Source organism: Roseateles sp., assembly GCF_039595295.1.
In the GTDB taxonomy this organism is placed as follows: Bacteria; Pseudomonadota; Gammaproteobacteria; order Burkholderiales; family Burkholderiaceae_C; genus Roseateles.
Genome location: NZ_JBCNLU010000025.1, coordinates 13,140 through 38,782 on the forward strand (window position 1 = coordinate 13,140; position 25,643 = coordinate 38,782).

At 68.5% G+C, this 25,643-nt stretch carries 19 protein-coding genes; 6 read left to right on the top strand and 13 right to left on the bottom strand.

All coding sequences use genetic code 11. The features are described from left to right. Nucleotides 1–119 precede the first annotated feature (119 nt). From ABDW59_RS17240 to ABDW59_RS17295, 12 genes are all read right to left on the bottom strand, one after another. Nucleotides 120–1,223 (bottom strand): NAD(P)/FAD-dependent oxidoreductase, encoded by a 1,104-nt coding sequence (locus ABDW59_RS17240; protein WP_343631277.1) that lies wholly within the window; start codon nt 1,221–1,223, stop codon nt 120–122. A gap of 25 nt (nt 1,224–1,248) precedes the next feature. Next, entirely contained in the window at nt 1,249–1,572 is a 324-nt protein-coding gene (gene fdxA, locus ABDW59_RS17245; RefSeq protein ID WP_343631279.1) for a ferredoxin FdxA, read from the bottom strand. A 96-nt stretch (nt 1,573–1,668) separates the two neighbouring features. Continuing rightward, complete coding sequence (gene cobA, locus ABDW59_RS17250; RefSeq protein ID WP_343631281.1) at nt 1,669–2,574, bottom strand: uroporphyrinogen-III C-methyltransferase; 906 nt, start codon at nt 2,572–2,574, stop codon at nt 1,669–1,671. Between the two features lie 48 nt (nt 2,575–2,622). Continuing rightward, nucleotides 2,623–3,915, bottom strand: a complete 1,293-nt coding sequence (locus ABDW59_RS17255; RefSeq protein WP_343631283.1) for a GTP-binding protein — start codon at nt 3,913–3,915, stop codon at nt 2,623–2,625. Next, the gene (cysD, locus tag ABDW59_RS17260) at nt 3,915–4,874 is read right to left on the bottom strand and encodes a sulfate adenylyltransferase subunit CysD (protein WP_343631285.1); all 960 of its coding nucleotides are present in this window, start codon (nt 4,872–4,874) and stop codon (nt 3,915–3,917) included. Before cysD ends, ABDW59_RS17255 begins: the two co-directional genes overlap by 1 nt. Beyond that, nucleotides 4,871–5,686 (bottom strand): phosphoadenylyl-sulfate reductase, encoded by an 816-nt coding sequence (locus tag ABDW59_RS17265; protein WP_343631287.1) that lies wholly within the window; start codon nt 5,684–5,686, stop codon nt 4,871–4,873. The genes cysD and ABDW59_RS17265 overlap by 4 nt, the downstream gene beginning before the upstream one ends. 2 nt (nt 5,687–5,688) lie before the next feature. After that, nucleotides 5,689–6,189: a DUF934 domain-containing protein gene (locus ABDW59_RS17270; protein ID WP_343631289.1), complete on the bottom strand. Its 501-nt coding sequence runs from the start codon at nt 6,187–6,189 to the stop codon at nt 5,689–5,691. 14 nt (nt 6,190–6,203) lie between these two features. Then, nucleotides 6,204–7,895, bottom strand: a complete 1,692-nt coding sequence (locus ABDW59_RS17275; RefSeq protein ID WP_343631291.1) for a nitrite/sulfite reductase — start codon at nt 7,893–7,895, stop codon at nt 6,204–6,206. A 222-nt stretch (nt 7,896–8,117) separates the two neighbouring features. Then, nucleotides 8,118–10,208, bottom strand: a complete 2,091-nt coding sequence (locus ABDW59_RS17280; RefSeq protein ID WP_343631293.1) for a M3 family metallopeptidase — start codon at nt 10,206–10,208, stop codon at nt 8,118–8,120. Between the two features lie 204 nt (nt 10,209–10,412). Further along, nucleotides 10,413–11,270 (bottom strand): bifunctional methylenetetrahydrofolate dehydrogenase/methenyltetrahydrofolate cyclohydrolase FolD, encoded by an 858-nt coding sequence (gene folD / locus ABDW59_RS17285; RefSeq protein ID WP_343631295.1) that lies wholly within the window; start codon nt 11,268–11,270, stop codon nt 10,413–10,415. Nucleotides 11,271–11,337: 67 nt separating this feature from the next. Beyond that, nucleotides 11,338–11,973 carry a response regulator transcription factor gene (locus ABDW59_RS17290; RefSeq protein WP_343631297.1) on the bottom strand — a complete coding sequence of 212 codons (636 nt, stop codon included), beginning with the start codon at nt 11,971–11,973 and terminating at the stop codon, nt 11,338–11,340. After that, nucleotides 11,970–14,534 carry a PAS domain S-box protein gene (locus tag ABDW59_RS17295; protein WP_343631299.1) on the bottom strand — a complete coding sequence of 855 codons (2,565 nt, stop codon included), beginning with the start codon at nt 14,532–14,534 and terminating at the stop codon, nt 11,970–11,972. The genes ABDW59_RS17290 and ABDW59_RS17295 overlap by 4 nt, the downstream gene beginning before the upstream one ends. Before the next feature lie 335 nt (nt 14,535–14,869). Between ABDW59_RS17295 and aceE the strand changes: the two genes are divergently transcribed. Genes aceE through ABDW59_RS17315 form a run of 4 tightly spaced genes read left to right on the top strand, consistent with a single transcriptional unit; the run spans nt 14,870 to nt 21,998 of the window. Then, nucleotides 14,870–17,575 (top strand): pyruvate dehydrogenase (acetyl-transferring), homodimeric type, encoded by a 2,706-nt coding sequence (gene aceE / locus ABDW59_RS17300; RefSeq protein WP_343631301.1) that lies wholly within the window; start codon nt 14,870–14,872, stop codon nt 17,573–17,575. 24 nt (nt 17,576–17,599) lie between these two features. Continuing rightward, on the top strand, nt 17,600–19,273 hold the full coding sequence (gene aceF, locus ABDW59_RS17305) for a dihydrolipoyllysine-residue acetyltransferase (protein WP_343631303.1): 1,674 nt from the start codon (nt 17,600–17,602) through the stop codon (nt 19,271–19,273). Between the two features lie 15 nt (nt 19,274–19,288). Then, entirely contained in the window at nt 19,289–21,112 is a 1,824-nt protein-coding gene (gene lpdA / locus ABDW59_RS17310) for a dihydrolipoyl dehydrogenase (RefSeq protein ID WP_343631305.1), read from the top strand. A gap of 4 nt (nt 21,113–21,116) precedes the next feature. Continuing rightward, on the top strand, nt 21,117–21,998 hold the full coding sequence (locus tag ABDW59_RS17315; protein WP_343631307.1) for a delta(1)-pyrroline-2-carboxylate reductase family protein: 882 nt from the start codon (nt 21,117–21,119) through the stop codon (nt 21,996–21,998). On the opposite strand, the gene ABDW59_RS17320 is transcribed toward ABDW59_RS17315, so the two are convergent. Next, nucleotides 21,999–22,865, bottom strand: a complete 867-nt coding sequence (locus ABDW59_RS17320) for an HDOD domain-containing protein (protein WP_343631309.1) — start codon at nt 22,863–22,865, stop codon at nt 21,999–22,001. Nucleotides 22,866–22,992: 127 nt separating this feature from the next. On the opposite strand from ABDW59_RS17320, the gene ABDW59_RS17325 reads away from it, so the two are divergent. Together ABDW59_RS17325 and ABDW59_RS17330 are read left to right on the top strand one after the other, a co-directional pair. Next, on the top strand, nt 22,993–23,667 hold the full coding sequence (locus ABDW59_RS17325; RefSeq protein ID WP_343631311.1) for a transglutaminase-like cysteine peptidase: 675 nt from the start codon (nt 22,993–22,995) through the stop codon (nt 23,665–23,667). A 22-nt stretch (nt 23,668–23,689) separates the two neighbouring features. Then, nucleotides 23,690–25,618, top strand: a complete 1,929-nt coding sequence (locus ABDW59_RS17330) for a LapD/MoxY N-terminal periplasmic domain-containing protein (protein WP_343631313.1) — start codon at nt 23,690–23,692, stop codon at nt 25,616–25,618. Nucleotides 25,619–25,643 lie beyond the last annotated feature (25 nt).

Here is a 25,643-nt window from a genome sequence, read left to right on the forward strand (position 1 = left end):
GCGGGGCCCGATGACGGCCCCAATGAACAAGGCCCGCCGGCGGATGCCGGGCGGGCCTTGTCGATCTTGTCCTGACCGTCCTCACGCCGCATGGGCGCGAGGTCGGTCGAGCACGGGGATCAATCGAAGTTCGGTGACTCCACGCCCAGCACCTTGTGCAGCTTGGGGCTGGTGGTCGTGTACTGCAGGTGGACGCGCTTCTCGGGGTTGATGATGGGCATCGCGCCGAAGGCGGCCAGCGCGGCTTCGTGGAAGCCCGACAGGATCAGCTTCTTCTTGCCCGGATAGGTGTTGATGTCACCCACCGCGAAGATGCCGGGCACGCTGGTCTGGAACTTCTCGGTGTCGACCTGGATCTGCTTCTTCTCCAGCGCCAGACCCCATTCGGCGATCGGGCCGAGCTTGGGCGACAGACCGAAGAACACCAGCACCTGATCGGCCGGGACCACGCGCGTGACGCCGTCGCCGCCGGTGATCTTCAGGCCCTTGAGCGAATCCTCGCCCTCGTCCAGATCCGCGACCTGGCCGACGATGAACTGCATCTCGTACTGGTCGCAGAGCTCCTTCATCTTGGCCACCGAGGCCGGCGCGGCGCGGAAGCCGTCGCGGCGGTGGACCAGGATGACGCTCTCGGCCTTGTGCGGGTTGCCGTCGGCGTTGCCGCCGCAGAAGTTCAGCGCCCAGTCCAGGGCCGAGTCGCCGCCACCGATGATCACCAGATTCTTGCCGGCGAACTGCGCCGGGTTGCGCACGCGGTAATGGACTTGCGAGCCCTCGTACTTGTCGATGCCCTCGACCTTCAGCGTGCGCGGCTGGAACGAGCCCACGCCGCCGGCGATGAAGATGGTCTTGGTCAGGAACTGCGTGCCCTTGCTGGTCGCGACGAAGAAGCGGCCGTCTTCCTGCTTCTCCACGGTGGTGACCTCCTGGCCCAGATGGAAGGTCGCGCCGAAGGGCTCGATCTGCTTCATCAGGTTGTCGGTCAGCTCCTTGCCCGTGACCACCGGCAGCGCCGGGATGTCGTAGATGGGCTTGTCGGGATAGAGCTCGATGCACTGGCCGCCGGGGTAGGCGAGCGAGTCGATGATGTGGGCCTTGATTTCCAGCAGGCCCAGCTCGAACACCTGGAACAGGCCCACCGGGCCGGCGCCGACGATGACGGCATCGGTTTCGATCACGCCCGCGTGCGGGGCGGAGGTCGCTTCAGTCACTTGCGTTTCCATTCTTGAGATGAGAGACCGACGGCGGTCAGCGCTGCAGCTGATCGAGCTTGCCGGTCTTGTCCTTCCACTCGTCGGCGTCGGGGAGCGCGGCCTTGCGCTTGGTGATGCTGGGCCATTTCTTCGCCAGGTCCGCGTTCAGCTTGATCATGATCTGCTGATCGCCGGGGACGTCTTCCTCCGGCATGATCGCGTTCACCGGGCACTCGGGGATGCACACCGCGCAGTCGATGCATTCATCGGGGTCGATGGTCAGGAAGTTGGGGCCTTCGCGGAAGCAATCGACGGGACAGACATCGACGCAATCGGTGTACTTGCAGCGAATGCAGGCTTCGGTGACGACGTGGGTCATAGCGGCTCTTCTAGTGGCGGGGCCGGCGGGCGGGCCCTCGGAAATCAGCGTTGCCCTGGCTGAAGCTTGGTGGGCGCTGACGGAAAACGGCGGATTTTAATCGTTCAGGGTTTGTGCCGACCAATCCGGCCCCCCGACGCCAAGGGTCTGGCTCCGGGCTTTGGTCGCGTATTCGCCCAAATCGGCCTCGACAGGCCCGGCGATTGACGGGGTCGGGGCGCTCGACACGGGCGACGACACGGCCGTTGACGCGGACAAGGACGCGGACAAGGACGCGGCGGCCGACAGGGGCGCGGGTTCAGCGGCCCCGGTCAACGGCGCGGCGCCGGCGCCCACGATCACGACGGTCGGCCGGCCTTTGTGCAGCATGGAGGCGGCGCCCAGCGCGGCGATGTCGTGCTCGCTGGACAGCGCGTCGGCGCAGCCCGCGCGGGACACCACGCTCACCGGCGTGTCCGGCGCCCAGCCCGCGGCGATCAGCCGACGGGAGAGAGCGGCCAGCTGCTGCCCGGCCATGTAGAAAACCTCGGTGTCGGCGGACTTGCCGGCCTGGAGCTCGCCCTCGCGGGTCATGGCGGTGGTCAGCGCGACGCTGCGGCCCGCGCCGCGCCGCGTCAGCGGACGGCCGGTCTGCGCCGCGGCGGCGATCGCGGCGGTGACGCCGGGCACGATCTCATACGGAATGCCGGCCTCGGCCAGCGCGATCAGCTCTTCCTCCAGGCGGCCGAAGACGCTGGCATCGCCGCCCTTCAGGCGAACGACGACCTCATGCGCCAGCGCCTCGCGCACCAGCGCCGCGTTGATCGCGGTTTGCTGGGTCGAGTGGCAGAAGCCGCGCTTGCCCACGTCGACCCAGCGCGCCTCGGGCGCGAGCTCGCGCAGCGCCGGATCGGTCAGGGCGTCGAAGAGCACCACGTCCGCCTGCCCGAGCGCGCGCGCGCCGCGCAGCGTGATCAGGTCGGCGGCGCCGGGGCCGGCGCTGACGAAGAGGACGCGTCCCATGTCGTGTTCCTGTTGATGGCCTGAGGGCGACGAGCTTGAGCGACGCGCTCAGCGGACCAGCAGCGCGCCGCTGGTGCGGTTGCTGGTGGGGTCCACGACGATCAGCGCGCCGCCGACGCGGTTGTCCGCGTAGGGCTGCAGCGGCAGCTCGGCCTGCAGCTCGACGGTGACGTGGCCGATCTCGTTGACGGAGAGCTCATGGGCCTCGGTCTCGGCCAGGGTCTGGATGTCCAGGCGGTGATCGACCGCTGTGATGCGGGCCTGGACCCAGCGGTTGCCGTGACGGACCCAGTACTTGCGACCGATGACGGCGGGCTCGGTGTCCAGCCAGGCCAGCGTGGCTTCAAAGCTGCGACGCGGTCGGGCGGCGCCGGGCGCCACGATCCAGTCGCCGCGCGAGACGTCGATCTGGCGGTCCAGCAGCAGGCCGGCCGACTCGCCGGCCACGCTGGTCGCGACGGCTTCACCGGCGCGGCGCAGCTCGGCCACGATCGCGGTCTGGCCGCTGGGCAGGATCTGGATCTCGTCGCCGACCCGCACCTGGCCCTGCGCGATCCGGCCCCACAGCACGCGCGGGTTGTTGCCGGTGCCGTCGCCGTCCTTGGCCACGTACTGGATGGGGAGCGCCAGCGGCGCCTCCACGGTTTCCTGCACGGTGGGGAGCGATTCCAGCACCTGCAGCAGCGAGGGGCCGTCGTACCAGTCCGACTCGAGCGGCTGGGTGACGTTGTCGCCGCGCAGCGCGGAGACGGGCACCACCGCGGTCACGCGGATGCCGGCCGCCGAGGCGAACTTCTCCAGCGCGGCCGAGACCTTGCGGAAGGCGTCGCCGGGACTCGCGGCGGCGTCGATCTTGTTGATCGCGAAGACGATGCTGGGCACGCGCAGCAGATGGGCCAGCAGGCTGTGGCGGCGCGTCTGCGGCAGCAGCGGGACGTCGTCCGCCGACAGGTCCAGCTTGGTCACGTCGACCAGCACCACCGCGGCATCGCTGCCGGCGGCGGCGGTGACCATGTTGCGGGTGTACTGCTCGTGGCCGGGGGCGTCCGCGATGATGAACTTGCGCTGCTTGGTCGCGAAGTAGCGGTAGGCGACGTCGATGGTGATGCCTTGCTCGCGCTCGGCTTCCAGGCCGTCGGTGAGCAGGCTCAGATCGATGGGCTGGCCGGCGGCGCGCTTGGCCAGGGTGTCCAGCTGGTCGGCCAGGATGGCGCGGCTGTCGTAGAGCAGGCGCCCGATCAGCGTGCTCTTGCCGTCGTCGACGCTGCCGGCGGTCAGGAAGCGCAGCGCGCGGTGCGTGGTGTCGACGTCGGACTGGTGGATCTTGTTCACGGCGTTCATCAGAAATAGCCCTCCTTTTTGCGACGCTCCATCGAGGCGTCGGAGGTGCGGTCGTCCATGCGGGTGGCGCCGCGCTCGGAGACGGTCACGGTCAGGGTCTCGGCGACGATGTCGGCGGCGTTGGCGGCCGGGCTCTCCACCGGGCAGGTGCAGGTCATGTCGCCGACGGTGCGGAAGCGCACCTGCGCGGTCTCGACGGTCTCGCCCGCTTCCGGCGGGGTCACGTCGGTCAGCGGCACCAGCAGGCCCTTGCGGCGGATGACCTGGCGGTCATGCGCGAAATACAGCGAGGGCAGCGGGATGTTCTCGCGGGCGATGTAGAGCCACACGTCCAGCTCGGTCCAGTTGCTGATCGGGAAGGCGCGGAAATGCTCCCCCGGACGGATGCGGGTGTTGAACAGGTTCCACAGCTCGGGGCGCTGCTCCTTGGGCTGCCATTGGCCGAAGCTGTCGCGGTGGCTGAAGATGCGCTCCTTGGCGCGCGCCTTCTCCTCGTCGCGGCGAGCGCCGCCGATGAGCACGTCGAAGCGGTGCTCCTCGATGGTCTCCAGGAGCGTCACCGTCTGGTGCCCGTTGCGCGACTCCAGCGGATGCGACAGCCGGATCGTGCCCTTCTTGATCGAGTCCTCCAGATGGCCGACGACCAGGCGCTCGCCCATCTCGGCGACGCGGCGGTCGCGGAACTCGATGACCTCGGGGAAGTTGTGGCCGGTATCCACGTGCACCAGCGGGAAGGGCAGCTTGCCGGCGAACTCGTTGCCGGCGATGCGGCGCTTGAAGGCCTTCTCGGCCAGGCGCAGCACGACACAGGAATCCTTGCCGCCGGAGAACAGCAGGGCGGGGCGTTCAAACGCCGCGGCGACCTCGCGCAGGATGAAGATCGCTTCTTCTTCGAGGTGATCCAGATGGCGGTGGTCCGCCAGCGGCAGCAGTTGTTCGAGGTTCACGGGGGCGTTCATGCCGAGGCTCCGGAAGTCGCGTTGAACGTCAGGGGAGACGCTTGGGAATCAGATTCGGGGGCAGACGACGGGGCGTCCAGGGACGAGGTCGCGCCGGGTCCGGCGTGGGTCGCGTGCAGGCCGCATTCCTTGGACGAGTCCTCCCACCACCAGCGGCCGGAGCGGAAGTCCTCGCCCACCGCGATCGCACGGGTGCAGGGCGCGCAGCCGATGCTGGGCATGAACTGGTCGTGCAGCGGGTTGTAGGGCACGTCGTGGGCTTGCACGTAATGCCAGACGTCGGCCCAGGTCCACTCGGCCAGCGGGTTGACCTTGACGCGGCCCTGGCCATCCTCCTCGCGGAACGGGACCTCGGCGCGGTTGGCGCTCTGCTCGCGGCGCAGGCCGGTGATCCAGGCGGTACGCCCGGTCAGCATGCGCGCCAGCGGCTCGAGCTTGCGCACGCCGCAGCAGGCCTTGCGCAGCTCGACGCTGCGATACATCGGCTCCTCGCCGTTGGCGCGGACGAAGTGCACGACCTGCTCATTGACCGGGGCGAAGACCTCGACCTCGAGGCCGTAGCGCTGCTGGATGCGGGGGATCAGCGCCAGCGTCTCCGCGTGCAGCTTGCCGGTGTCGAGCGTGGCCAGCGCGATCGGGAGCTGGTGGCGCGCGATCAGGTCGGTGATGACCATGTCCTCGACGCCCAGCGAGGTCGACTGCAGCGCGCCGGGACCGAAGTCCGCGGCGGCCTGGCGCAGGACCTCGACGGTGCGCGCCAAGCGCTCGTCGAAGCCGGCGGTCTTGCGGGCGTAAAGGTCGATCGCACCCATGGTCAGGCCTCGGCCTTGCCGCCCGCGCGGGCGAACAGGGGGCGGGTCTCGTTGACGTCCGCCTGGTAGTGGCCGGCGAAGAAACCCAGCGCGCGCTGCGCCGCTTCGATGCTCTGGTCGCCGCGCAGCTGGACCGCGTCGACGCCGCAACGCTGCAGCAGCGGCAGCATGTCCACCAGCACCTCGCCGATGGCGCGCACCTCGCCCGGGAAACGCAGACGCGAGCGCAGCACATGGGCCTGGCTGTAGGCGCGGCCGTCCACCCACTTGGGAAACTGCAGCACCACCAGCGCCAGGCGCGGCAGGTCGGACTTCAGGTCCAGCACGTCCACATCGTTGGGCAGGATCACGCCGGTGGCCAGGCCCTCGGGCCAGGTGTCGCGCACGGCATGCCACTGTTCCAGCGTCAGCAGCTTGTGGTCGGCGGCGGCGGGATGCGGCTGGGGGCCGTCCTCGCCGGCGCAGGTGTGCCAGGGGTCTTGAGCCTTGGAGACGAACTTCATGATGGCGGCGGCGCTCAGGGTTTGGCCGCTGTGGTGCGGCGGATGGCGTTGGTCGACTGCTTGAAGGCGTCCAGGCCGATGCGGCGAACCGTCTCGATGAAGCGCTCGCTGGCGGTGCGCTCCCGACGGTAGGTCGCGATCACGGCCTCGACGGCGTCGGCCGCTTCATCGGCGGCGAAGGACGGGCCGATGACCTTGCCCGGCACCGCGGCGCCCGACAGCGTCGAGCCGTCCGAGCCGCCCAGCGTGATCTGGTACCACTCGCTGCCGTCCTTGTCGACGCCCAGCACGCCGATGTGGCCGCTGTGGTGGTGGCCGCAGCTGTTGATGCAGCCGCTGATGTGCAGGTCGATGTCGCCGATGTCCCAGAGTTCGTCCAGGTCCTGGAAGCGCTCGGTGATCTCGGCCGCGACCGGGATGGAGCGGGCGTTGGCCAGCGCGCAGAAGTCGCCGCCGGGGCAGACGATCATGTCGGTCAGCAGGCCGATGTTGGGCGTGGCGAAGCCGTGCTGCTTGGCGGCCTCGAAGAGCGCGGGCAGGTCGGCCTCGCGCACCCAGGGCAGCAGCAGGTTCTGGTCGTGGGAGACGCGCAGCTCGCCGTGGCTGTAGCGGTCGGACAGGTCGGCGGCGGCGTCCATCTGGCCGTCGGTGATGTCGCCGGGCGGCAGACCCACGCGCTTGAGCGACAGCGTCACCGAGCGGTAGCCGCTGACGCGGTGCGCATGGACGTTGCGTTCCAGCCAGCGGCGATAGGCCGGGGTGGCGCCCTCGAAGATGTCGACGGAGGCGGCCGGGGTCAGGCCTTGCGGCTCGACGAAGCTGGCGGCGACGCGCGCCAGTTCCGCTTCCGGAATGATCTGCTCGTGGCTGCCGGCGTCGTCGTTGAGGATGGACTGGTACTCGGCGTTGACGGCGTCGAAGTAGGCCTGGCCTTCGGCCTTGACCAGGATCTTGATGCGCGCCTTGTACATGTTGTCGCGGCGGCCGAACCGGTTGTAGGTCCGCACGATCGCTTCGAGGTACAGCAGGATGTGCTGCCAGGGCACGAAGGGGTTGATCTCCTGGCCGACGATGGGGGTGCGGCCCATGCCGCCGCCCACCAGAACCTGGAAGCCGACCTCGCCCGCGTCGTTCTTGCGCAGCTGCAGGCCGATGTCGTGCCAGCCGATGGCGGCGCGATCCTCGGCGGCGCCGGAGATGGCGATCTTGAACTTGCGCGGCAGGAAGGCGAATTCGGGGTGCAGCGTCGACCACTGGCGCAGGACCTCGGCGTAGGGACGCGGGTCGATGAGCTCGTCGGCGGCCACGCCGGCGGTGACGTCGCTGGTGATGTTGCGGATGCAGTTGCCGCTGGTCTGGATGCCGTGCATGTCCACGTCGGCCAGCAGGTCCATCACGTCCGCCGATTGCGGCAGCGGGATCCAGTTGAACTGCAGGTTCTGGCGCGTGGTGAAGTGGCCGTAGCCGCGGTCGTATTCGCGGGCGATGCGGCCCAGCTGGCGCAGCTGCTTGGAGGACAGCACCCCGTACGGGACGGCGATGCGCAGCATGGGCGCGTGGCGCTGGATGTACCAGCCGTTCTGCAGGCGCAGGGCGCGGAAGTCGTCGTCGGGCAGCTGTCCCGCCAGATGGCGCTCGAGCTGGTCTCGGAACTGCGCCGCGCGGGCGTGAACGAACTGGCGGTCGAAATCGGTATAGGCGTACATGGCGTCAGCTGATCCGGCCGGGTTTCGTGTGGGGCCCGCCGCGTCATCTGACACCGCGGCTGGCACCCTGGGCTGGCCGGGAGACTGGACTCTATGAACGCTTTATATATATGGGAACTACAAATTCGTAGATTGCTTATGGCCAGATAAGCATATGAATGGATCTGCAAAGGACGGCCCCGGGTCGGCGGTGCGTGGCCGACCCGGGGTGCGGAACGGGGATCAGGCCATGCCCTGGTGCCGCAGCAGCGCGTCGATGCGGGGCTCCCGACCGCGGAAGGCCTTGAAGTTGTCCATCGCGTCGCGCACGCTGCCCATGGACAGGATCTCGTCCAGGTAGCGCCGGCCGGTCGCCGGATTGAACACGCCTTCCTCCTCGAAGGCGCTCCAGCAGTCGGCCGACAGCACTTCCGCCCACTTGTAGCTGTAATAGCCCGCCGCATAGCCGCCCGCGAAGATGTGCGAGAAGCTGTGCTGGAAGCGGTTGAAGGCCGGCGGGGGATTGACCGCCACCTCCGCCCGCACCTCGTCCAGGAGGTCTTGCACACGGGCCTCGGAGCCCGGCTCCGCATGCAGCCGCATGTCGAAGAGCGCGAACTCGATCTGACGCAGCGTCTGCAGGCCGGCCTGGAAATTCTTGGCCGCGAGCATCTTGTCGAACAGCGCGCGCGGCAGCGGCTCGCCGGTGTCGACATGGCTGGACAGCTGCTGGATCACTTCCCACTCCCAGCAGAAGTTCTCCATGAACTGGCTGGGCAGCTCCACCGCATCCCACTCGACGCCGGAGATGCCCGACACGCCCAGCTCCGCCACCCGCGTCAGCAGGTGGTGCAGACCGTGGCCGCACTCGTGGAAGAGGGTGGTCACGTCGTCATGGGTCAGCAGCGCGGGCTTGCCGTCGGCGCCTTGCGGGAAGTTGCAGACCAGGTGGGCGACGGGGATCTGCTCCGATCCGGTGCCGGCCAGATCCGGCCGCGCCCAGCGGCTGCGGACCTCGTCCATCCAGGCGCCGGGCCGCTTGCCGCTGCGCGCGAACAGGTCCAGATAGACCTGACCGATCAGCCGACCGTCGCGGCGCAGCTCGCAGAACTGCACCGACTCGTGCCAGACCGAGGCTTGGGCCGGCACCAGCTGCACGCCGAAGAGCCGGTCGACGATGCGGAACAGCCCGTCCAGCACGCGCGGAAGGGTCAGGTATTGCCGGACCTCCTGATCCGAGAACGCGTAGCGCGCCTCCTTCAGCTTCTCCGAGACGTAGGCCAGATCCCAGGCCTGGAGCTCGTCCAGCTGCAGCGCCGCCTTGGCGAAGTCGCGCGCCTCGTCCAGATCGCGCTGTGCATAGGGGCGGGCGCGGGTGGCGAGGTCGCGCAGGAAATCCATCACCTGGGCCGGGGAGGTCGCCATCTTGGGCACCAGCGAGGCCTCGGCGAAGTTCTGGAAGCCCAGCAGCCGCGCCTCTTCCTGGCGCAGCATCAGCAGCTCCTGCATCGCCGCGCTGTTGTCCCATTCGGGCTTGTCGCCCAGTTCGCTGGCGCGCGTCACGTAGGCGCGATACAGGCGCTCGCGCAGCGCGCGGTCCTCGGCGTACTGCATCACCGGCATGTAGACCGGGAAGTGCAGGCTCAGCTTGTGCGTGCCTTCTTCAACCGGCTTGCCGTCGGCGCGGTCCTTGTCGGCCGCGGCGCGCGCATTGGCGATCACGTCCGCCGGCACGCCCTTGAGCTCCTCGGCGGTCGCGAAATAGGACCAGCCGTCGGTCGCGTCCATCACGTGCTCGGAGAAGGCCTGGCCCAGCTCGGCGCCGCGCTCCTGGATCTCCGCGAAGCGCTCCTTGGCCTCGCCCTGCAGCTCGGCGCCGGAGAGCACGAAGTCGCGCATCGCATGCTTGAGCAGCTGCGCGCGCTCGGGCGTCAGGCCGGGCTGCGCGGCGATGGCCTTGTAGGTGGCGTAGAGCGATTCGTTGGCGCCCAGCGCGGTGTAGAACTCCGTCACCGCGGGAAGCATCGCGTTGTAGGCCTCGCGCAGCGCGGGCGTGTTGGCGACGGCGTTCAGGTGGCCGACCGCGCCCCAGGCGGTGCCCAGGCGCTCGGTGGCGACGTTGAGCGTGCGGGACAGGAAGTCATAGTCGGTCGGCGCGTCGGCGGCCGTGACGCGCTCCAGCGCTTGCTGGGCCTCGGCCAGCAACGCAGTGATGGCGGGCTGGATGTGCGAGGGGTCGATGGCGGCGAAGTCCGGCAACGAGGCCGTCGACAGCAGCGGGTTGGTCGCGTCGGCGGCAGGGGCTTGGGGCGTCGGGGCGGAAGAGTCGGTCATGCAGGCCTCGTGAGTCTGGCGGGGATGCCGGGACAGTGTCTCAGCGTTTCGGGCCGGAAAGAGCTTGGGATCTCTATCGCGGCCTTCAAGAGAGGCTATTGGGTGGCGATAGCGAGGGCGGACCGACGCCGCCCCTCCCGGGGCCGCCGCGTCGGTCGCGTCCGCCGCGGGACGCCGCGAGGGGGCATCCGGGGCGGCGCGGGGTCAGCGCGCGGCGGCGAAGCGCTCGGCGGATTCCATCGTGTTGACGAGCAGCATGGTGATGGTCATCGGGCCGACGCCGCCGGGGACCGGCGTGATCCAGCCGGCCACTTCCTTCACGCCGTCGAAGTCCACGTCGCCGCAGAGCTTGCCCTCGTCGGTGCGGTTCATGCCCACGTCCAGCACCACCGCGCCGGGCTTGACCATGTCGGCGGTCAGCACGTTGCGCTTGCCCACCGCGGCCACCACGATGTCGGCCTGGCGGGTGAAGTGCGCAAGATCCGGCGTCGCGCTGTGGCAGACCGTGACCGTCGCGTTGGCCTGCAGCAGCAGCATCGCCATGGGCTTGCCCACGATGTTGCTGCGGCCGATCACGACCGCATGCTTGCCTTGGGTCTCGTAGCCGATGAACTCCAGCATCTTCATGCAGCCGTAGGGCGTGCAGGGCTTGAAGCCGTCCTGGCCGACCATCAGCGCGCCGGCGCTGGCGACGTGGAAGCCGTCCACGTCCTTCTCCGGCGCGATCGCCTCGATCACCTTGTGCGCGTCGATGTGCTTGGGCAGCGGCAACTGCACCAGGATGCCGTGGATGCTCGGATCGTTGTTCAGCGCGTCGACGCGCGCGAGCAGCTCGGCCTCGGTCATCGTGCCCTCGTACTTCTCCAGCACCGAGTGCAGGCCCGCGTCCTCGCAGGCCTTGACCTTGTTGCGCACATAGACCTGGCTGGCCGGGTTGTCGCCCACCAGCACCACGGCCAGTCCCGGCTTCACGCCTTTCGCGGTCAGCGCGGCGGCGCGCGCGGCCACTTCGGCGCGCAGTTGCTTGGACAGGGCGTTGCCGTCGATCAGTTGTGCGGTCATGTCGGTACTCCGGAACTCAGAAATGAAAGAGGCCGCACAGGGCGGCCTCGGGGGATGTGGGGGGAACTCAACCCGCCTTGGCGGCCGCCGTGTTGGCGCCCAGCGCGATCTTCAGCAGATCGGCCACGGTGTTGGCGTTGAGCTTCTCCATGATGTTGGCGCGATGCGCCTCCACCGTCTTGATGCTGATGCCCAGGTCGTCGGCGATCTGCTTGTTCAGGCGGCCGGCGACAATTCGTTCAAGGACTTGCGCCTCACGCGTGGTCAGGCGCGACAGCAGGGCGTCGCGGCTGGCGGCTTCCTGCTGCGTGGCGAAGGCGCCGCGGGCCTGGTCCAGCATGCGCTCGACCAGCGACAGCAGCTCTTCTTCCTTGAACGGCTTCTCGATGAAATCGACCGCGCCCTTCTTCATCGTCTGCACCGCCATCGGCACGTCGCCGTGGCCGGTGATGAAGACGATCGGGAGCGGGCTCTTGCGCTCGATCAGCTTGTCCTGCAGGTCCAGGCCGCTCATGCCTTCCATGCGGATGTCGGCGATCAGGCAGGCCACCTCGCGCGGGTCGTAGCGGCTCAGGAAACTCTCGGCGGAGTCGTAGCACTTGACCCGGTAGTCCTTGCCTTCCAGCAACCACTGCAAGGAATCTCTGACTGCCTCGTCGTCGTCGACAACGTAGACATTACCCTTCTTCGGAATCAAGCTCATGGTGTTGCTGCGGTGTTGTGTGCAGTGCCCGCGCCCGTGGGCTCGGGCCGGGGGATGTCCACAGGGATCGTGAACGCGAACCGGCACCCGACGATGGACGGGCCATTGTAGAGGTTCTCGGCGCGTATCCTGCCCTGGTGGGACTCGATGATGGACCGGCATAACCCTAGGCCGATGCCCAGTCCATCGGCCTTCGTCGAGAAGAAGGCCTCGTACATGCGCTCGATGACCTCGACCGGGAGACCCGGCCCCATGTCGGTCACCGAGAACTCGATGTTGGCGCCCAGGTCCGCGGTGTGCTTGGGCACGACGCGCAGCTCGATGTGGCGGCGCGAGGGCGGCAGCGCCGCGTTGTCGATCGCCTCGGCGGCGTTCTTGAGCAGGTTCAGCAGCACCTGCTCGATCAGGATCGGGTCGACGCGCATCACCGGCAGCCGCTGCGCGACGTAGGTGTGGATCTGCACGTTGCGGCGGCGCAGCTCGATGCCCGCCAGCTCCACAGAGTCCTCGACGATCGAGGCGGCGAAGGCCGGCTGACGCTGCGGCTCGCTCTTCTTCACGAAGGCGCGGATGCGATGAATGATCTGGCCCGCGCGCTGCGCCTGCTTGGCGGTCTTCTCCAGCGCGGCCAGCAGATCGTCCTTCTGGATGTTGTCGCCGCGCACGCGCGAGACCATCCCGTTGCAGTAATTGCTGATCGCCGTCAGCGGCTGGTTCAGCTCGTGCGCGACGCTGGAGGCCATCTCGCCCATGGTGATCAGGCGGCTGGTGACCTGCGCCTTCTCGGCCTGCTGCTGCTGCTGGGCCTCGGCGTGGCGGCGCGCGGTGATGTCGGTGGCGATCAGCATCTGCGCCAATCGGCCGTCGGTCCATTGCAGGTAGCGGGCGCGCACGTCGAACCACATGTCCAGCTGCGCGATGAAGACCTCGCGCGAGTCCCCGCCGACCTCGGTCAGATGCTGGGCGGGCAGACCGCCGTAGTCGTCGACCTCCTCGTCGCTGTCGAACGCGGGCTCCTTGCTTGTCGTGCCGGTGAGCTGCGATCCGGCCAGCATCGCGTGGCCCTTGGGATCGGCGCCGAACCACAGCCGGTAGCTGCGGTTGGCGAAGAGCAGCTCGCCCTGCTGCACCGACAGCACCGACACCGCCGCGTCCAGACCCTCGAGCACCGTGGTGAAGCGCTCATGCGAGGCCGACAGCTGGTCGCGCACCCGCTTGGCCTCGGTGATGTTGGTCATCGAGGTCATCCAGCCGTTCTGCTTGCCCTTGGGGTCGATCAGCGGCGAGACATACATGCGCGCGTCGAAGATGCTGCCGTCCTTGCGCATCACCTTGACTTCCGAGCCGCCGGCCGGGCTGCGGCCCTGCATCTCCTGCTGCAGCAGGCGCAGGTTCTCTTCGTAGCGGTCGGGCGGCCAGTAGGGGAAGGGCGGCTTGCGGCCGATCAGCTCGGACTCGGCGAAACCGGTCATCGCGCAGAAGGCCGGGTTGACGTAGCTGATGCGCGTCTCCAGGTCCATGGCGCGCATGCCGGTCAGCATGGAGTTCTCCATCGCGCGACGGAAATTCGTTTCCGCGGCCAGCGCGTTCTGAACCTGCGCGCGCCGGCGCATGTGCTTCCAGGTGCCCAGCAGCATCCAGACGGTCAGCACCGACAGCGCCATCACCATCCAGAACAGCGTGTTGGAGATCAGGCCGATGGAGGTCCGGTAGCCCTGGCCGCGCAGCACCAGGCCGGGCACGGGCGTCATCGGGGCCAGCTCGTTGATGGGCGCGCGGGCGATGTGCTTGCCCGGCATGGCCGTGACCGTGCTGGCCAGCACCTGATCGCGCGAGTCCAGCACCGCGAGCGCATGCTTGCTCGACGCGTCGTTGGGCATCGCATAGCGCAGCAGCCCCTCGATCGAGTACTCGGCGATGAGCACGCCGGTGAAGCCAGTGCGGTCGCTCAGGGGCAGCTGCAGCTGGAAGACGGTGGTGTTGTTGGCGTCCGCGAAGGGCAGCGAATAGGTGCGCATGCGCCGGTCGCGCGCGGTCTGGAAGGCCTTCTCGGGTTCGCTGCCGGCGTGGCCGTTGGGCATGGACGGGTCGGTGCCGTCCAGCGTCATCAGCGACTCGGCCTGCTCGCCGATGGCGGCGACGCTGACCTTGCGCTCGCGTCGCTGGTTCAGCCAGGTGATGTGGGTGATCTCGGGCCGGTTGCGGGCCAGGTTCATCGCGCGCTGCGTGAACTCGAGGTTGTCGATGGCGCGGTTGGACAGGTCGCGCTGCAGCGCCGCGAGCTGGTCCTCGTTCTCGATCAGGCGGGTGCGGAGCTGTTGCTGCGCCATCTCGGTGTCGCGCTTGACGGCCTCGGCCTCGCGCTCGAGCTCTTCATTGCGCAGGTACCAGAAGGCCGACACGATGGCCGCCAGGAAGAGCACCACCGACAGCAGCGGTCCCAGCGTCGCGAAGCGGTCCTGCCGCGACGGCGATTGCCGACGCCACCACGCCGACACCAGGCGTTTGACGGGATTCAGGGCGCGGCGCAGAAAGCCTTGGACATCGAGGCGGGACAACATAGCCCGCGATTATCCAAGGCGGCATCGCCCCGCCCGGGCCCGCCGGACCCGGGCATTCCCTGATCGCATCGTGAAAGCGATCGGCCCGCCGCCCCCTGGGAAAACACCTTATAAATCCCACAATATGAAAACGCATCGCGCTATTTGGAAAATCGCGGCCTTATGCGACACTCCGCCGCCATAGCCCTTCCGGCAGGTGGCGGCGTGCGCCCGAATGCGTAAGCTCCAGGCTCCACGCGAGCGCCGTTTGCCCCCGAGACCACCGCGACGCCATCGATGGACCGATGCGTCGGCGGGCCGGAAGGTCGGTGATTCAGAGAACCAGGAGACACACCATGTCCGCGCAGCCCCAGTCGTTCCTCGGCGCAGCCGCCAATGACACCGACGCTCTCGAAACCAAGGAATGGCTGGACGCCCTGTCCGCCGTGATCGGTGAGGAAGGGGGCGACCGCGCCCACTTCCTGCTCGAGACCCTGATCGATCACGCGCGCCAGGCCGGCATCGACGTGCCGTTCTCGGCCAACACGGCCTACGTCAACACCATTCCCGCCGACAAGGAAGAGCGCTTCCCCGGCAACATCGACATCGAAGAGCGTCTGCGCGCCTACATGCGCTGGAACGCGATGGCGATGGTGGTGCGGGCCAACAAGCACAACCCCGAGGACGGCGGCGACCTGGGCGGCCACATCTCCAGCTTCGCCTCGCTGGCGACCATGCTGGGCTGCGGCTTCAACCACTTCTGGCACGGCGACGACGGCATCCACGGCGGCGACCTGCTCTACATCCAGGGCCACAGCGCGCCCGGCATCTATGCCCGCGCCTTCCTGGAAGGCCGCATCACCGAAGAGCAACTGCTCAACTTCCGCCAGGAAGTCGACGGCAAGGGCCTGTCCAGCTACCCGCATCCGAAGCTGATGCCCGAGTTCTGGCAGTTCCCGACGGTGTCCATGGGCCTGGGCCCGCTGATGGCCATCTATCAGGCGCGCTTCCTGAAGTACCTGCATGCCCGCGGCATCGCCGACACCTCCAAGCGCAAGGTCTGGGTCTTCCTGGGCGACGGCGAGATGGACGAACCGGAAAGCCTGGGCGCGATCGGCCTGGCCGCGCGCGAGAAGCTGGACAACCTGATCTTCGTCGTCAACTGCAACCTGCAGCGTCTGGACGGCCCGGTGCGCGGCAACGGCAAGATTATCCAGGAGCTGGAGAGCGAATTCCGCGGCGCCGGCTGGAACGTGATCAAGCTGATCTGGGGCTCGTACTGGGACCCGCTGCTGGCGCGCGACAAGCAGGAGCTGCTGCGCAAGGTCATGATGGAGACGCTGGACGGCGACTACCAGGCCTACAAGGCCAATGACGGCGCCTTCGTGCGCAAGCACTTCTTCGGCAAGCACCCCGAGCTGCTGAAGATGGTCGAGAACATGTCCGACGAGGACATCTGGCGCCTGAACCGCGGCGGCCACGATCCGCAGAAGGTCTACGCGGCGTACCACCAGGCGGTGAACACCGTCGGCCAGCCGACCGTCATGCTGATCAAGACGGTCAAGGGCTACGGCATGGGCAAGATCGGTGAGGGCAAGAACACCGCTCACCAGACCAAGAAGCTGCAGGACGAGGACATCAAGGCCTTCCGCGACCGCTTCAACATCCCCATCCCGGACAGCGAGCTGGCCAAGATCCCGTTCTACAAGCCGGCCGACGACACGCCCGAGATGCAGTACCTGCAGGAGCGTCGCAAGGCGCTGGGCGGCTACCTGCCCAAGCGCCGCCCGCAGGCCGAGGAATCGCTGAAGGTGCCCGACCTGGCGACGTTCCAGGCCGTGCTGGATCCGACCGCCGAAGGCCGCGAGATCTCCACCACCCAGGCCTACGTCCGCTTCCTGACCACGCTGCTGCGTGACAAGGAACTGGGCCCGCGCACCGTGCCCATCCTGGTCGACGAGGCGCGCACCTTCGGCATGGAAGGCCTGTTCCGCCAGATCGGCATTTACAACCCCAAGGGTCAGCTGTACACCCCGGTCGACAAGGACCAGGTCATGTACTACCGCGAGGACAAGGCCGGCCAGATCCTGCAAGAGGGCATCAACGAAGCGGGCGGCATGGCCAGCTGGATCGCCGCGGCGACGTCGTACTCGACGAACAACCGCGTGATGATTCCGTTCTACGTCTACTACTCGATGTTCGGCTTCCAGCGCATCGGCGACCTGGCCTGGGCGGCGGGCGACATGCAGGCGCGCGGCTTCCTGCTGGGCGGCACCTCGGGACGCACGACGCTGAACGGCGAAGGCCTGCAGCACGAGGACGGCCACAGCCACATCCTGGCCGGCACCATCCCCAACTGCATCAGCTACGACCCGACCTTCGCGCATGAGGTCGCCGTGATCCTGCACTCGGGCCTGAAGCGCATGGTCGAGAACCAGGAGAACGTCTACTTCTACCTGACGCTGCTCAACGAGAACTACCCGATGCCCGGCCTGAAGGCCGGTACCGAGGAGCAGATCCTCAAGGGCATGTACCTGCTGGAAGAAGCGGCGGCCCAGCCGCTGACGGTCAACCTGCTGGGCTCGGGCACCATCCTGCGCGAAAGCCAGGAAGCCAAGAAGCTGCTGGAAGCCGACTGGGGCGTGGGCGCCAACGTCTGGTCCTGCCCCAGCTTCAACGAGCTGGCCCGCGACGGCCAGAACGCCGAGCGCTGGAACCTGCTGCACCCGACCGAGCTGGCCTGCGTGCCGTACGTGACGCAGCAGCTGAGCAAGGTGCAGGGTCCGGTGATCGCGTCGACCGACTACATGAAGAACTATGCGGAGCAGATCCGCGCCTTCATCCCGGCCGGCCGCTCGTACAAGGTGCTGGGCACCGACGGCTTCGGTCGCAGCGACTTCCGCAGCAAGCTGCGCGAGCACTTCGAGATCAACCGCCATTACATCGTCGTGGCCGCGCTCAAGGGCCTGGCCGACGAGGGCAAGATTCCGCAGGCCAAGGTCGCGGAAGCGATCAAGAAGTACGGCATCAACGTCGACAAAATCAACCCCCTGTACGCGTAAGCGAGCGGCACGGAGACATCAGAAATGGCATTGGTTGAAGTCAAGGTTCCCGACATCGGGGACTTCAAGGACGTCGCGATCATCGAACTGCTGGTCAAGCCCGGCGACGCGGTGAAAGTGGAGCAGAGCCTGCTGACCGTCGAGTCCGACAAGGCCTCGATGGAGATCCCGTCCTCGGTGGCGGGCGTGGTCAAGGAGGTCAAGGTCAAGATCGGCGACACGATCAATCAGGGCGACCTGATCGTCGTGGTCGAGAGCGGCGCCGCCGCCGCCCCCGCGCCAGCCGCCGCCGCGCCGGCTCCTGCGGCAGCTGCTCCGGCACCGCAGGCTGCCCCGGCTCCGGCTCCGGCACCTGCCGCGGCTCCGGCCGCGTCGGCCGGTCCGGTCGACATCGTCGTGCCCGACATCGGCGACTTCGACGAGGTCGCGGTGATCGAGGTGTTGGCCAAGGTCGGCGACACGGTGAAGGTGGAGCAGAGCCTGATCACCGTCGAGTCCGACAAGGCCTCGATGGAGATCCCGTCCTCGCACGCCGGCGTGATCAAGGAGCTGCTGGTCAAGCTGGGCGACAAGGTCGCCAAGGGCTCCAAGATCGCCGTGATCGACGCCACGGGCGGCGCTGCCGCTCCGGCACCGGCCGCGCCGGCGCCCGCGCAGGCCGCCGCCGCGCCGGCTCCGGCGACCGCGAGCGCTCCGGCCCCGGCCGAGCGCCAGGTCCCGACCGCCGCGCTGCCCCCGCACGAGCCGACCAAGCCCAGCGGCAAGCTGCCGCATGCCTCGCCGAGCATCCGCAAGATCGCTCGCGAGCTGGGCGTGCCGCTGGATGAAGTCAAGGGTTCCGGCGCCAAGGGCCGCATCACCGAATCCGACGTCCAGTCCTTCGTGAAGGCCGTGATGGCCGGCACGGCGCAGACGGTCGCGCAGAAGGCGGCCGCGCCGGCGGGCGCCGGCGGCGGTGCCTTCCCCGGCCTGCTGCCCTGGCCCAAGGTCGACTTCGAGAAGTTCGGCCCGGTCGAGCGCAAGGAGATGTCGCGGATCAAGAAGATCAGCGGCGCCAACCTGCATCGCAACTGGGTCACGATCCCGCACGTCACCAACCACGACGACGCGGACATCACCGAGCTGGAAGCCTTCCGCGTCCAGCTGAACAAGGAGAACGAGAAGTCCGGCATCAAGGTCACGATGCTGGCCTTCATGATCAAGGCGACCGTCGCGGCGCTGAAGAAGTTCCCCGAGTTCAATGCCTCGCTGGACGGCGACGGCACGCTGGTGCTGAAGAACTACTTCCACATCGGCTTCGCGGCCGACACGCCGAACGGCCTGGTCGTTCCGGTCATCCGCGACTGCGACAAGAAGGGCATCTTCCAGATCAGCCAGGAGATGTCGGAGCTGGCCAAGAAGGCCCGCGACGGCAAGCTCGGCCCGGCCGACATGACCGGCGGCTGCTTCTCGATCTCGTCGCTGGGCGGCATCGGCGGCACCTACTTCACCCCCATCATCAACGCGCCGGAAGTGGCGATCATGGGCGTGTGCAAGTCCTCGACGCAGCCCGTGTGGGACGGCAAGCAGTTCGTGCCGCGCCTGATCCTGCCGCTGTCGCTGAGCTGGGATCACCGGGTCATCGACGGCGCCGCGGCCGCACGCTTCAACGTGTACTTCGCGTCCCTGCTGGCGGACTTCCGCCGCATCGCCCTCTGATCGGAAGGACCGGACATGGCATTGGTTGAAGTCAAGGTTCCCGACATCGGGGACTTCAAGGACGTCGCGATCATCGAGCTGCTGGTCAAGGTCGGCGACACGGTGAAGGCGGAGCAGAGCCTGGTGACCGTCGAGTCCGACAAGGCCTCGATGGAGATCCCGTCCTCGGCCGCCGGCGTGGTCAAGGAGCTCAAGGTCAAGCTGGGCGACAAGCTCAATCAGGGCGACCTGCTGGTCGTGCTGGAAGCCGATGCCGCTGCGGCGCCCGCGCCTGCGGCGGCTCCCGCTGCGTCGGCACCGGCCCCCGCGGCGGCTCCGGCTGCGACCGCTCCGGCCCCCGCGCCCGTGGCGGCGCCGCAGGCCGCGACCTACACCGGTCCCGCCGAAGGCGAGTACGACGTGATCGTGCTCGGCGGCGGTCCCGGCGGCTACTCGGCGGCGTTCCGCGCGGCCGACCTGGGCCTGAAGGTCGCGATCGTCGAGCGTTACGCGACGCTGGGCGGCGTCTGCCTGAACGTGGGCTGCATCCCGTCCAAGGCGCTGCTGCACGTCGCCGCGGTGATGGACGAGGTCAAGCACTTCGCCGATCTGGGCGTCGAGTTCGGCGAGCCCAAGGTCGAGCTGCCCAAGCTGCTGACCCACAAGAAGAAGGTCATCGGCAAGCTGACCGGCGGTCTGGCCATGATGGCCAAGATGCGCAAGGTCACGGTCATCCGTGGCTACGGCCAGCTGCTGGACGCCAACCACCTGTCGGTCGAGGAGACCGGCGGCGAGGGTCAGGAACGCACCGGCAAGACGCAGACGCTGAAGTTCCGCAAGATCATCCTGGCGGCGGGCTCGCAGGCGGTGCGTCTGCCCTTCATGCCCAACGACCCGCGCGTGATCGACTCGACCGGCGCGCTGGAGCTGACCAGCAAGCCCAAGCGCATGCTGATCGTCGGCGGCGGCATCATCGGCCTGGAAATGGGCACGGTGTACTCGACGCTGGGCGCGCGCCTGGACGTCGTGGAGATGCTGCCCACGCTGATGACGGGTGCGGACCGCGACCTGGTGAAGGTCTGGCAGAAGATGAACGCCCCGCGCTTCGACAACATCATGTTGAACACGAAGACGGTCGCGGCCGAAGCCACGCCCGAAGGCATCAAGGTGACCTTCGAAGGCGAGGGCGCCCCGAAGGAGCCGCAGGTCTACGACCTGGTGCTGCAGGCGGTGGGCCGCACGCCCAACGGCAAGAAGATCGGCGCGGACAAGGCCGGCGTCGTGGTCACCGACCGCGGCTTCATCCCGGTCGACGTGCAGATGCGCACCAACGTGCCCAACGTCTTCGCCATCGGCGACATCGTCGGCCAGCCAATGCTGGCGCACAAGGCGGTGCACGAGGGCCACGTGGCGGCGGAAGTCATCGCGGGCGAGCTGCTCGGCGACGACGCGCTGGCCAAGTCGCGCTTCGATGCGCGCGTGATCCCCAGCGTCGCCTACACCGATCCGGAAGTGGCCTGGGTCGGCGTGACGGAGGACGAGGCCAAGGCCCGCGGCATCAAGGTCAAGAAGGGCCTGCTCCCGTGGTCCGCCTCGGGCCGCGCGATCGCCAACGGTCGCGACGAGGGCTTCACCAAGCTGCTGTTCGACGAGGAGACCCACCGCATCATCGGCGGCGGCATCGTCGGCACGCATGCGGGCGACATGATCGGCGAGATCGCGCTGGCCATCGAGATGGGCGCGGACGCCGTGGACATCGGCAAGACCATCCACCCGCATCCGACCCTGGGCGAGTCCATCGGCTTGGCCGCGGAAGTGGCGCACGGTTCCTGCACCGACGTGCCGCCGGCGCGCAAGTAAGCCGATGCGGGTGCTGGACGCCGCCGCGACGGCGCGCGCGCTGCCCTGGGCGCTGCTGATGGAGGAGGTGGCGCTGGTCTGCCGCGAGAACCGCGACGGCCGGCTCACCTGCCCGCCGCGGCACAGCCTGGCGCTGCAGCAGGACGGTGTCCTGCTGGTGATGCCCTGCCTGAGCGAGCGCTTGGCCATCACCAAGCTGGTCAGCGTCCATCCGCTGAACGCGGCGCTGGGCCTGCCGACGATCTCAGGCGAGGTCGTCGTGCTGGACAGCAAGACCGGTCGGCGCTTGGCGGTGCTGGACGGCCCCGCGCTGACGGCGCGCCGCACCGCCGCAGTCAGCATGCTCGCGCTGCAACATCTGGCTCGCCAGGCGCCGCGCCGCGTGCTGGTGGTCGGCGGCGGCGTGCAGGCGCGTGCCCATGTCGAGGCGCTGCAGGCCCTGCATCCGCAGGCGACGATCCACGTGCAGGGACACCAGTCGGTGCCCGCCTTCGTCGAGGAACTCGGCGTTGAGCCGCTGCCGCCCGAGTCCCAGACGCGCCATGCCTGGGACCTGGTCATCTGCGCGACGACCAGCCGCGTCCCCGTGCTGCGGCCGGGCGTGGGCGAGGGCGCGGTGGTGATCGGCGTCGGCGCCTTCCGCGACGACATGGTCGAGCTGCCGCCGGAGCTGCTGCGCGATGCGCAGGTCTGGGTCGACGATCCCGTGGGCGCCCAGGCCGAGGCCGGCGACCTGCTGGCCGCGGGTCGCTTCGAGCCGCAGGACTCGCTCGAGGATCTGGTGCTGGGCGACCGTCCCTTCGACGACGCGCGCACGCGCGTGTTCAAGAGCGTGGGCAATGCCCGCTGGGACCTGGCCGCGGCGCGCGTCGCGGTGCGGGGCTGATCAGGCCTCGTCGAGCAGAGGCCGCAGCGCCTCGTCCCAGTGCTCGATCTCGTCCATGGACAGATGCAACCAGGCCAGCGCGGCCTCGCGGTTGGACGCCCAGTCGGCGTCCTCGTCCAGACCCTCGTGCTGACGCATGAGGTGCTCGGCGACCAGGCCGGCGGCGATCAGCGTGCGGACCTCGGGTTCGACGCTCTCGTCGCGCAGCGCGTCGAAGTCGTGATGCAGGCGGATCGCCGTCATCAGCTCCGAGCCCAGGTGCCAGACCTTGACCACCAGCGCGCCGACGACCGCATGGTCGGTGCGGTGGTTGACGTTCTCGGTCTTGATGTAGGGGCGGTCGATGCGGGCGGCGGCCTCGACCATGGTCGCACCGTAGCCGCGCACGCTTTGCAGCAGCACCGGCATGCCGACGTGGCAGAACAGGCCGTAGCTCTGCGCCAGGTCCACGCGCATGCCCGGCAGCTGGCCGGCGATGAAGCCCATCGCCACGGCGCGCTTGGTCGAGCGCTGCCAGAAGCGCAGCAGGTGCGGGCTGTTGACCGGCATCGCGTGGCGGACCAGGAAGGCGTGCATCAGCGCGGCGCTCTCGTCCAGGCCCAGGCGGTACATGGCCTGGCCGACGGTGGTGCAGGGCACGTTGCCTGCCACCAGATGCAGCGGGCTGTTGGCCACGCGCAGCAAGGTGGCCGACATGGCGACGTCGGCGGCCGCGATGCGCGCGACTTCGTTCAGGTCGGGCTGGGCGCCGGACATGGCCGCGCGCAGGCGCTGCAGCAGTTCGGGGCAGGGAGGGATCTGGATCTGCCGCAACGGGCCGTTGGCCCGGGCGCGGTCCAGTTCCTGGTGGACGGCTTCGGTCTTCATGTGCGGGCCGGATTATCCGGTGGCCCTTCGAAACCGCGCGTGACGGCGGTGCGGCAAATTGCCGCTTGTCGCGGCCCGCGATGCGGCTCGCCCGCGAGTGTGTTCGGAGGCAGATACATTGCTGCGCATGTCACGCTTCGTCACCCGCACGCTGAACTGGGCCCGGCCGGTCCTGGCCGTGCTGGCCTGCGTGGCGGGTCTGTGGACCGCCGCGGCCTGGGGCTGGGACAAGGACAAGCTGAGCGAGACCGCCTCTCGCTACCCGCCCAAGACGCAGGCGGCGGTGAAGGCCATGATCCAGATGGCCGAGCGCGCCGCGACCCTGCCCGACGAGCGCGAGCGGCTCGCGATGGTCAACGACTTCTTCAACAAGCGGGTCGCGTTCAAGGACGACATGGAGGTCTGGAGTCAGATCGACTACTGGGCCACGCCGCTGGAGATGCTGGACAAGGGCGCCGGCGACTGCGAGGACTACGCCATCGGCAAGTACATGAGCCTGCAGGCCGCGGGCGTGCCGTCGGCCAAGCTGCGCATGGTCTATGTGCGGGCGCAGTTCCAGGGCCGGCCTCAGGCGCACATGGTGCTGGCCTACTATGCGCAGCCGGAATCGGAGCCGCTGATTCTGGACAATATCAACCCCGAGGTCCGGCCCGCGTCGCAGCGGTCGGATCTGACGCCGGTGTTCAGCTTCAACGGCGAGGGCCTGTGGACGGGCGTGGGCGCCACGTCGGCGGGCAATCCGCTGGTGCGGCTGTCGATATGGCGCGATCTGCTGGCCAAGGCGAAGGCGGAAGGTTTCTGATGGGCGACGGAGAATTCGGAACATGTCCCTGATTCGACAAATCTGGTGCCTGGTGCTGGGCGCCGTGCTGGCTTCGGTGCTGGGCGGCGTGGCGGTGAGCACCTGGTCGCTGCGGGATCTGCTGCAGACGCAGGCCCAGCTCAAGAACGCCGACAACGCGAGCGCGCTGGCGCTGGCCTTGTCCCAGCAGAAGGGCGACGCGGAGCTGATGTCGCTGCTGATCTCGGCGCAATTCGACAGCGGCGCCTACGAGAGCGTGCGCTGGCGCGACGCGGGCGGCAAGCTGGTCTTCGAGCGCCATCTGGAGACGCCGCAGATCTCGCATGCGCCGGGCTGGTTCGTGGCGCTGCTGCCGCTGAACGTGCCGGCGGGCGCGGCCAAGCTGTCCGATGGCTGGAAGGCGATCGGCGAGATCGAGCTGCGCGGCCAGACCGGCTATGTGCACGAGGCGCTGTGGCGCTCGACGCTGAGCACCGCGACCTGGCTGCTGGCGGTGGGCGTGATCACCTGCATCGCCGCGGCGGTGGTGCTGTCGCGGCTGCGTCGGCCCTTGGACACCGCGGTCAAGCAGGCCGAGGGCGTGGCGCAAGGCCGCTTCGAGACCGTGCTGGAGCCGCGCGTCCCCGAGATGCGCAAGCTGACCGGGGCGATGAACACGATGGTGCTGCGGACGCGGCAGATGTTCGAGGCCCAGGCCGAGCAGCTGCGCACGCTGCATCAGCAACTGCTGTGCGACGAGCTGACCGGGCTGTCGCACCGACGCCAGTTCGTGGCGGAGCTGAGCTCAGCGCTGGAACGCGATGACGGTCCGCTGCGGGCGGGGCTGGTGCTGGTGCGGCTCAAGGATCTGCAGGGCTTGAATCAGCGGCTGGGACATGGGGCGACCGACCAGGCGCTGGTGGCGATCGCGCAGGCGCTGCGCGTCTATCCGGAGCAGGTGCGCGGTTGTCTGGCCGGCCGGCTGAACGGCTCGGACTTCGCGCTGTGGCTGCCGGCGCCGAATGTGGTCGGCGACACGGCGCAGGCGCTGGCCGAAGCGCTGCGCGCCGGTCTGCAGAACCTGGGCCCGGGCGTGGGCGTCGCGATGGGCGCCGTCGAGCTGATGCGCGACCAGCCGATGAGCGCTTGGTTCGCCGCGGCCGATGCGGCGCTCGCGAAAGCGGAGCAGGGCGAGGGCGTGGTGCTGGAGCTGCGCGAGGCGCCGCCGTCCGAGGAAGTCGCCCAGGGCGAGCGGGCCTGGCGGGCCTTGATCTCGGATGCGCTTCAGCAACAACGCAGCCGGCTGCTGGAGTTTCCGCTGATCGGCCGCGATCGTCAGGTGCTGCATCTGGAATGCCCGCTGCAGCTCAAGCTGAACCCGGTCGGAGAGTTCGAGCCGGCGGCGCGCTGGTTGCCGCTGGCGCTGCGTCACCGTTTGAGCGCCGAGGCCGATTTGCAGGCGATCGCGCTGGCGCTGCAGGCGACGCAGCAGGATCAGCGCGCGCGCTGCGTCAACGTGGCGCCGGCCTCGCTGAACGACGGCAGCTTCATCGCTCGTGCGCGCGAGCTGGTGCAGGCGGCGCCGACGCCCGTGCGCCGTCTGATCGGGCTGGAGCTGGCGGAGCCGGCGGCGGCGCAGCACTTCGAGGCGCTGCAGGAATTGGGTCGTCAACTGAGGCCGTTGGGCGTGCAACTGGGGCTGGAGCACGCGGGCGCGGGACTGGCTCAAATTGATCGTCTTTTCCAAGCCGGGCTGGACTACGTGAAGTTGGACAGCGCGGTGGTGTCGGGCGTGTCGGCCGACGTGAGCCGCGCAGCTTTCGTGCGCAGTCTGGTGGTGATGCTGCGGAGTCTTGCGCTGAAGGTCTATGCCGAGGGCGTGACCGATGCATTGGACGCGCAGGCGCTGTGGGATTGCGAGCTCGACGGGATCACCGGACCGTGGGCGTCGGCGCAGGGGATCAAGCCCTGACGGGATGACTTGTTTGAGCGGGCGA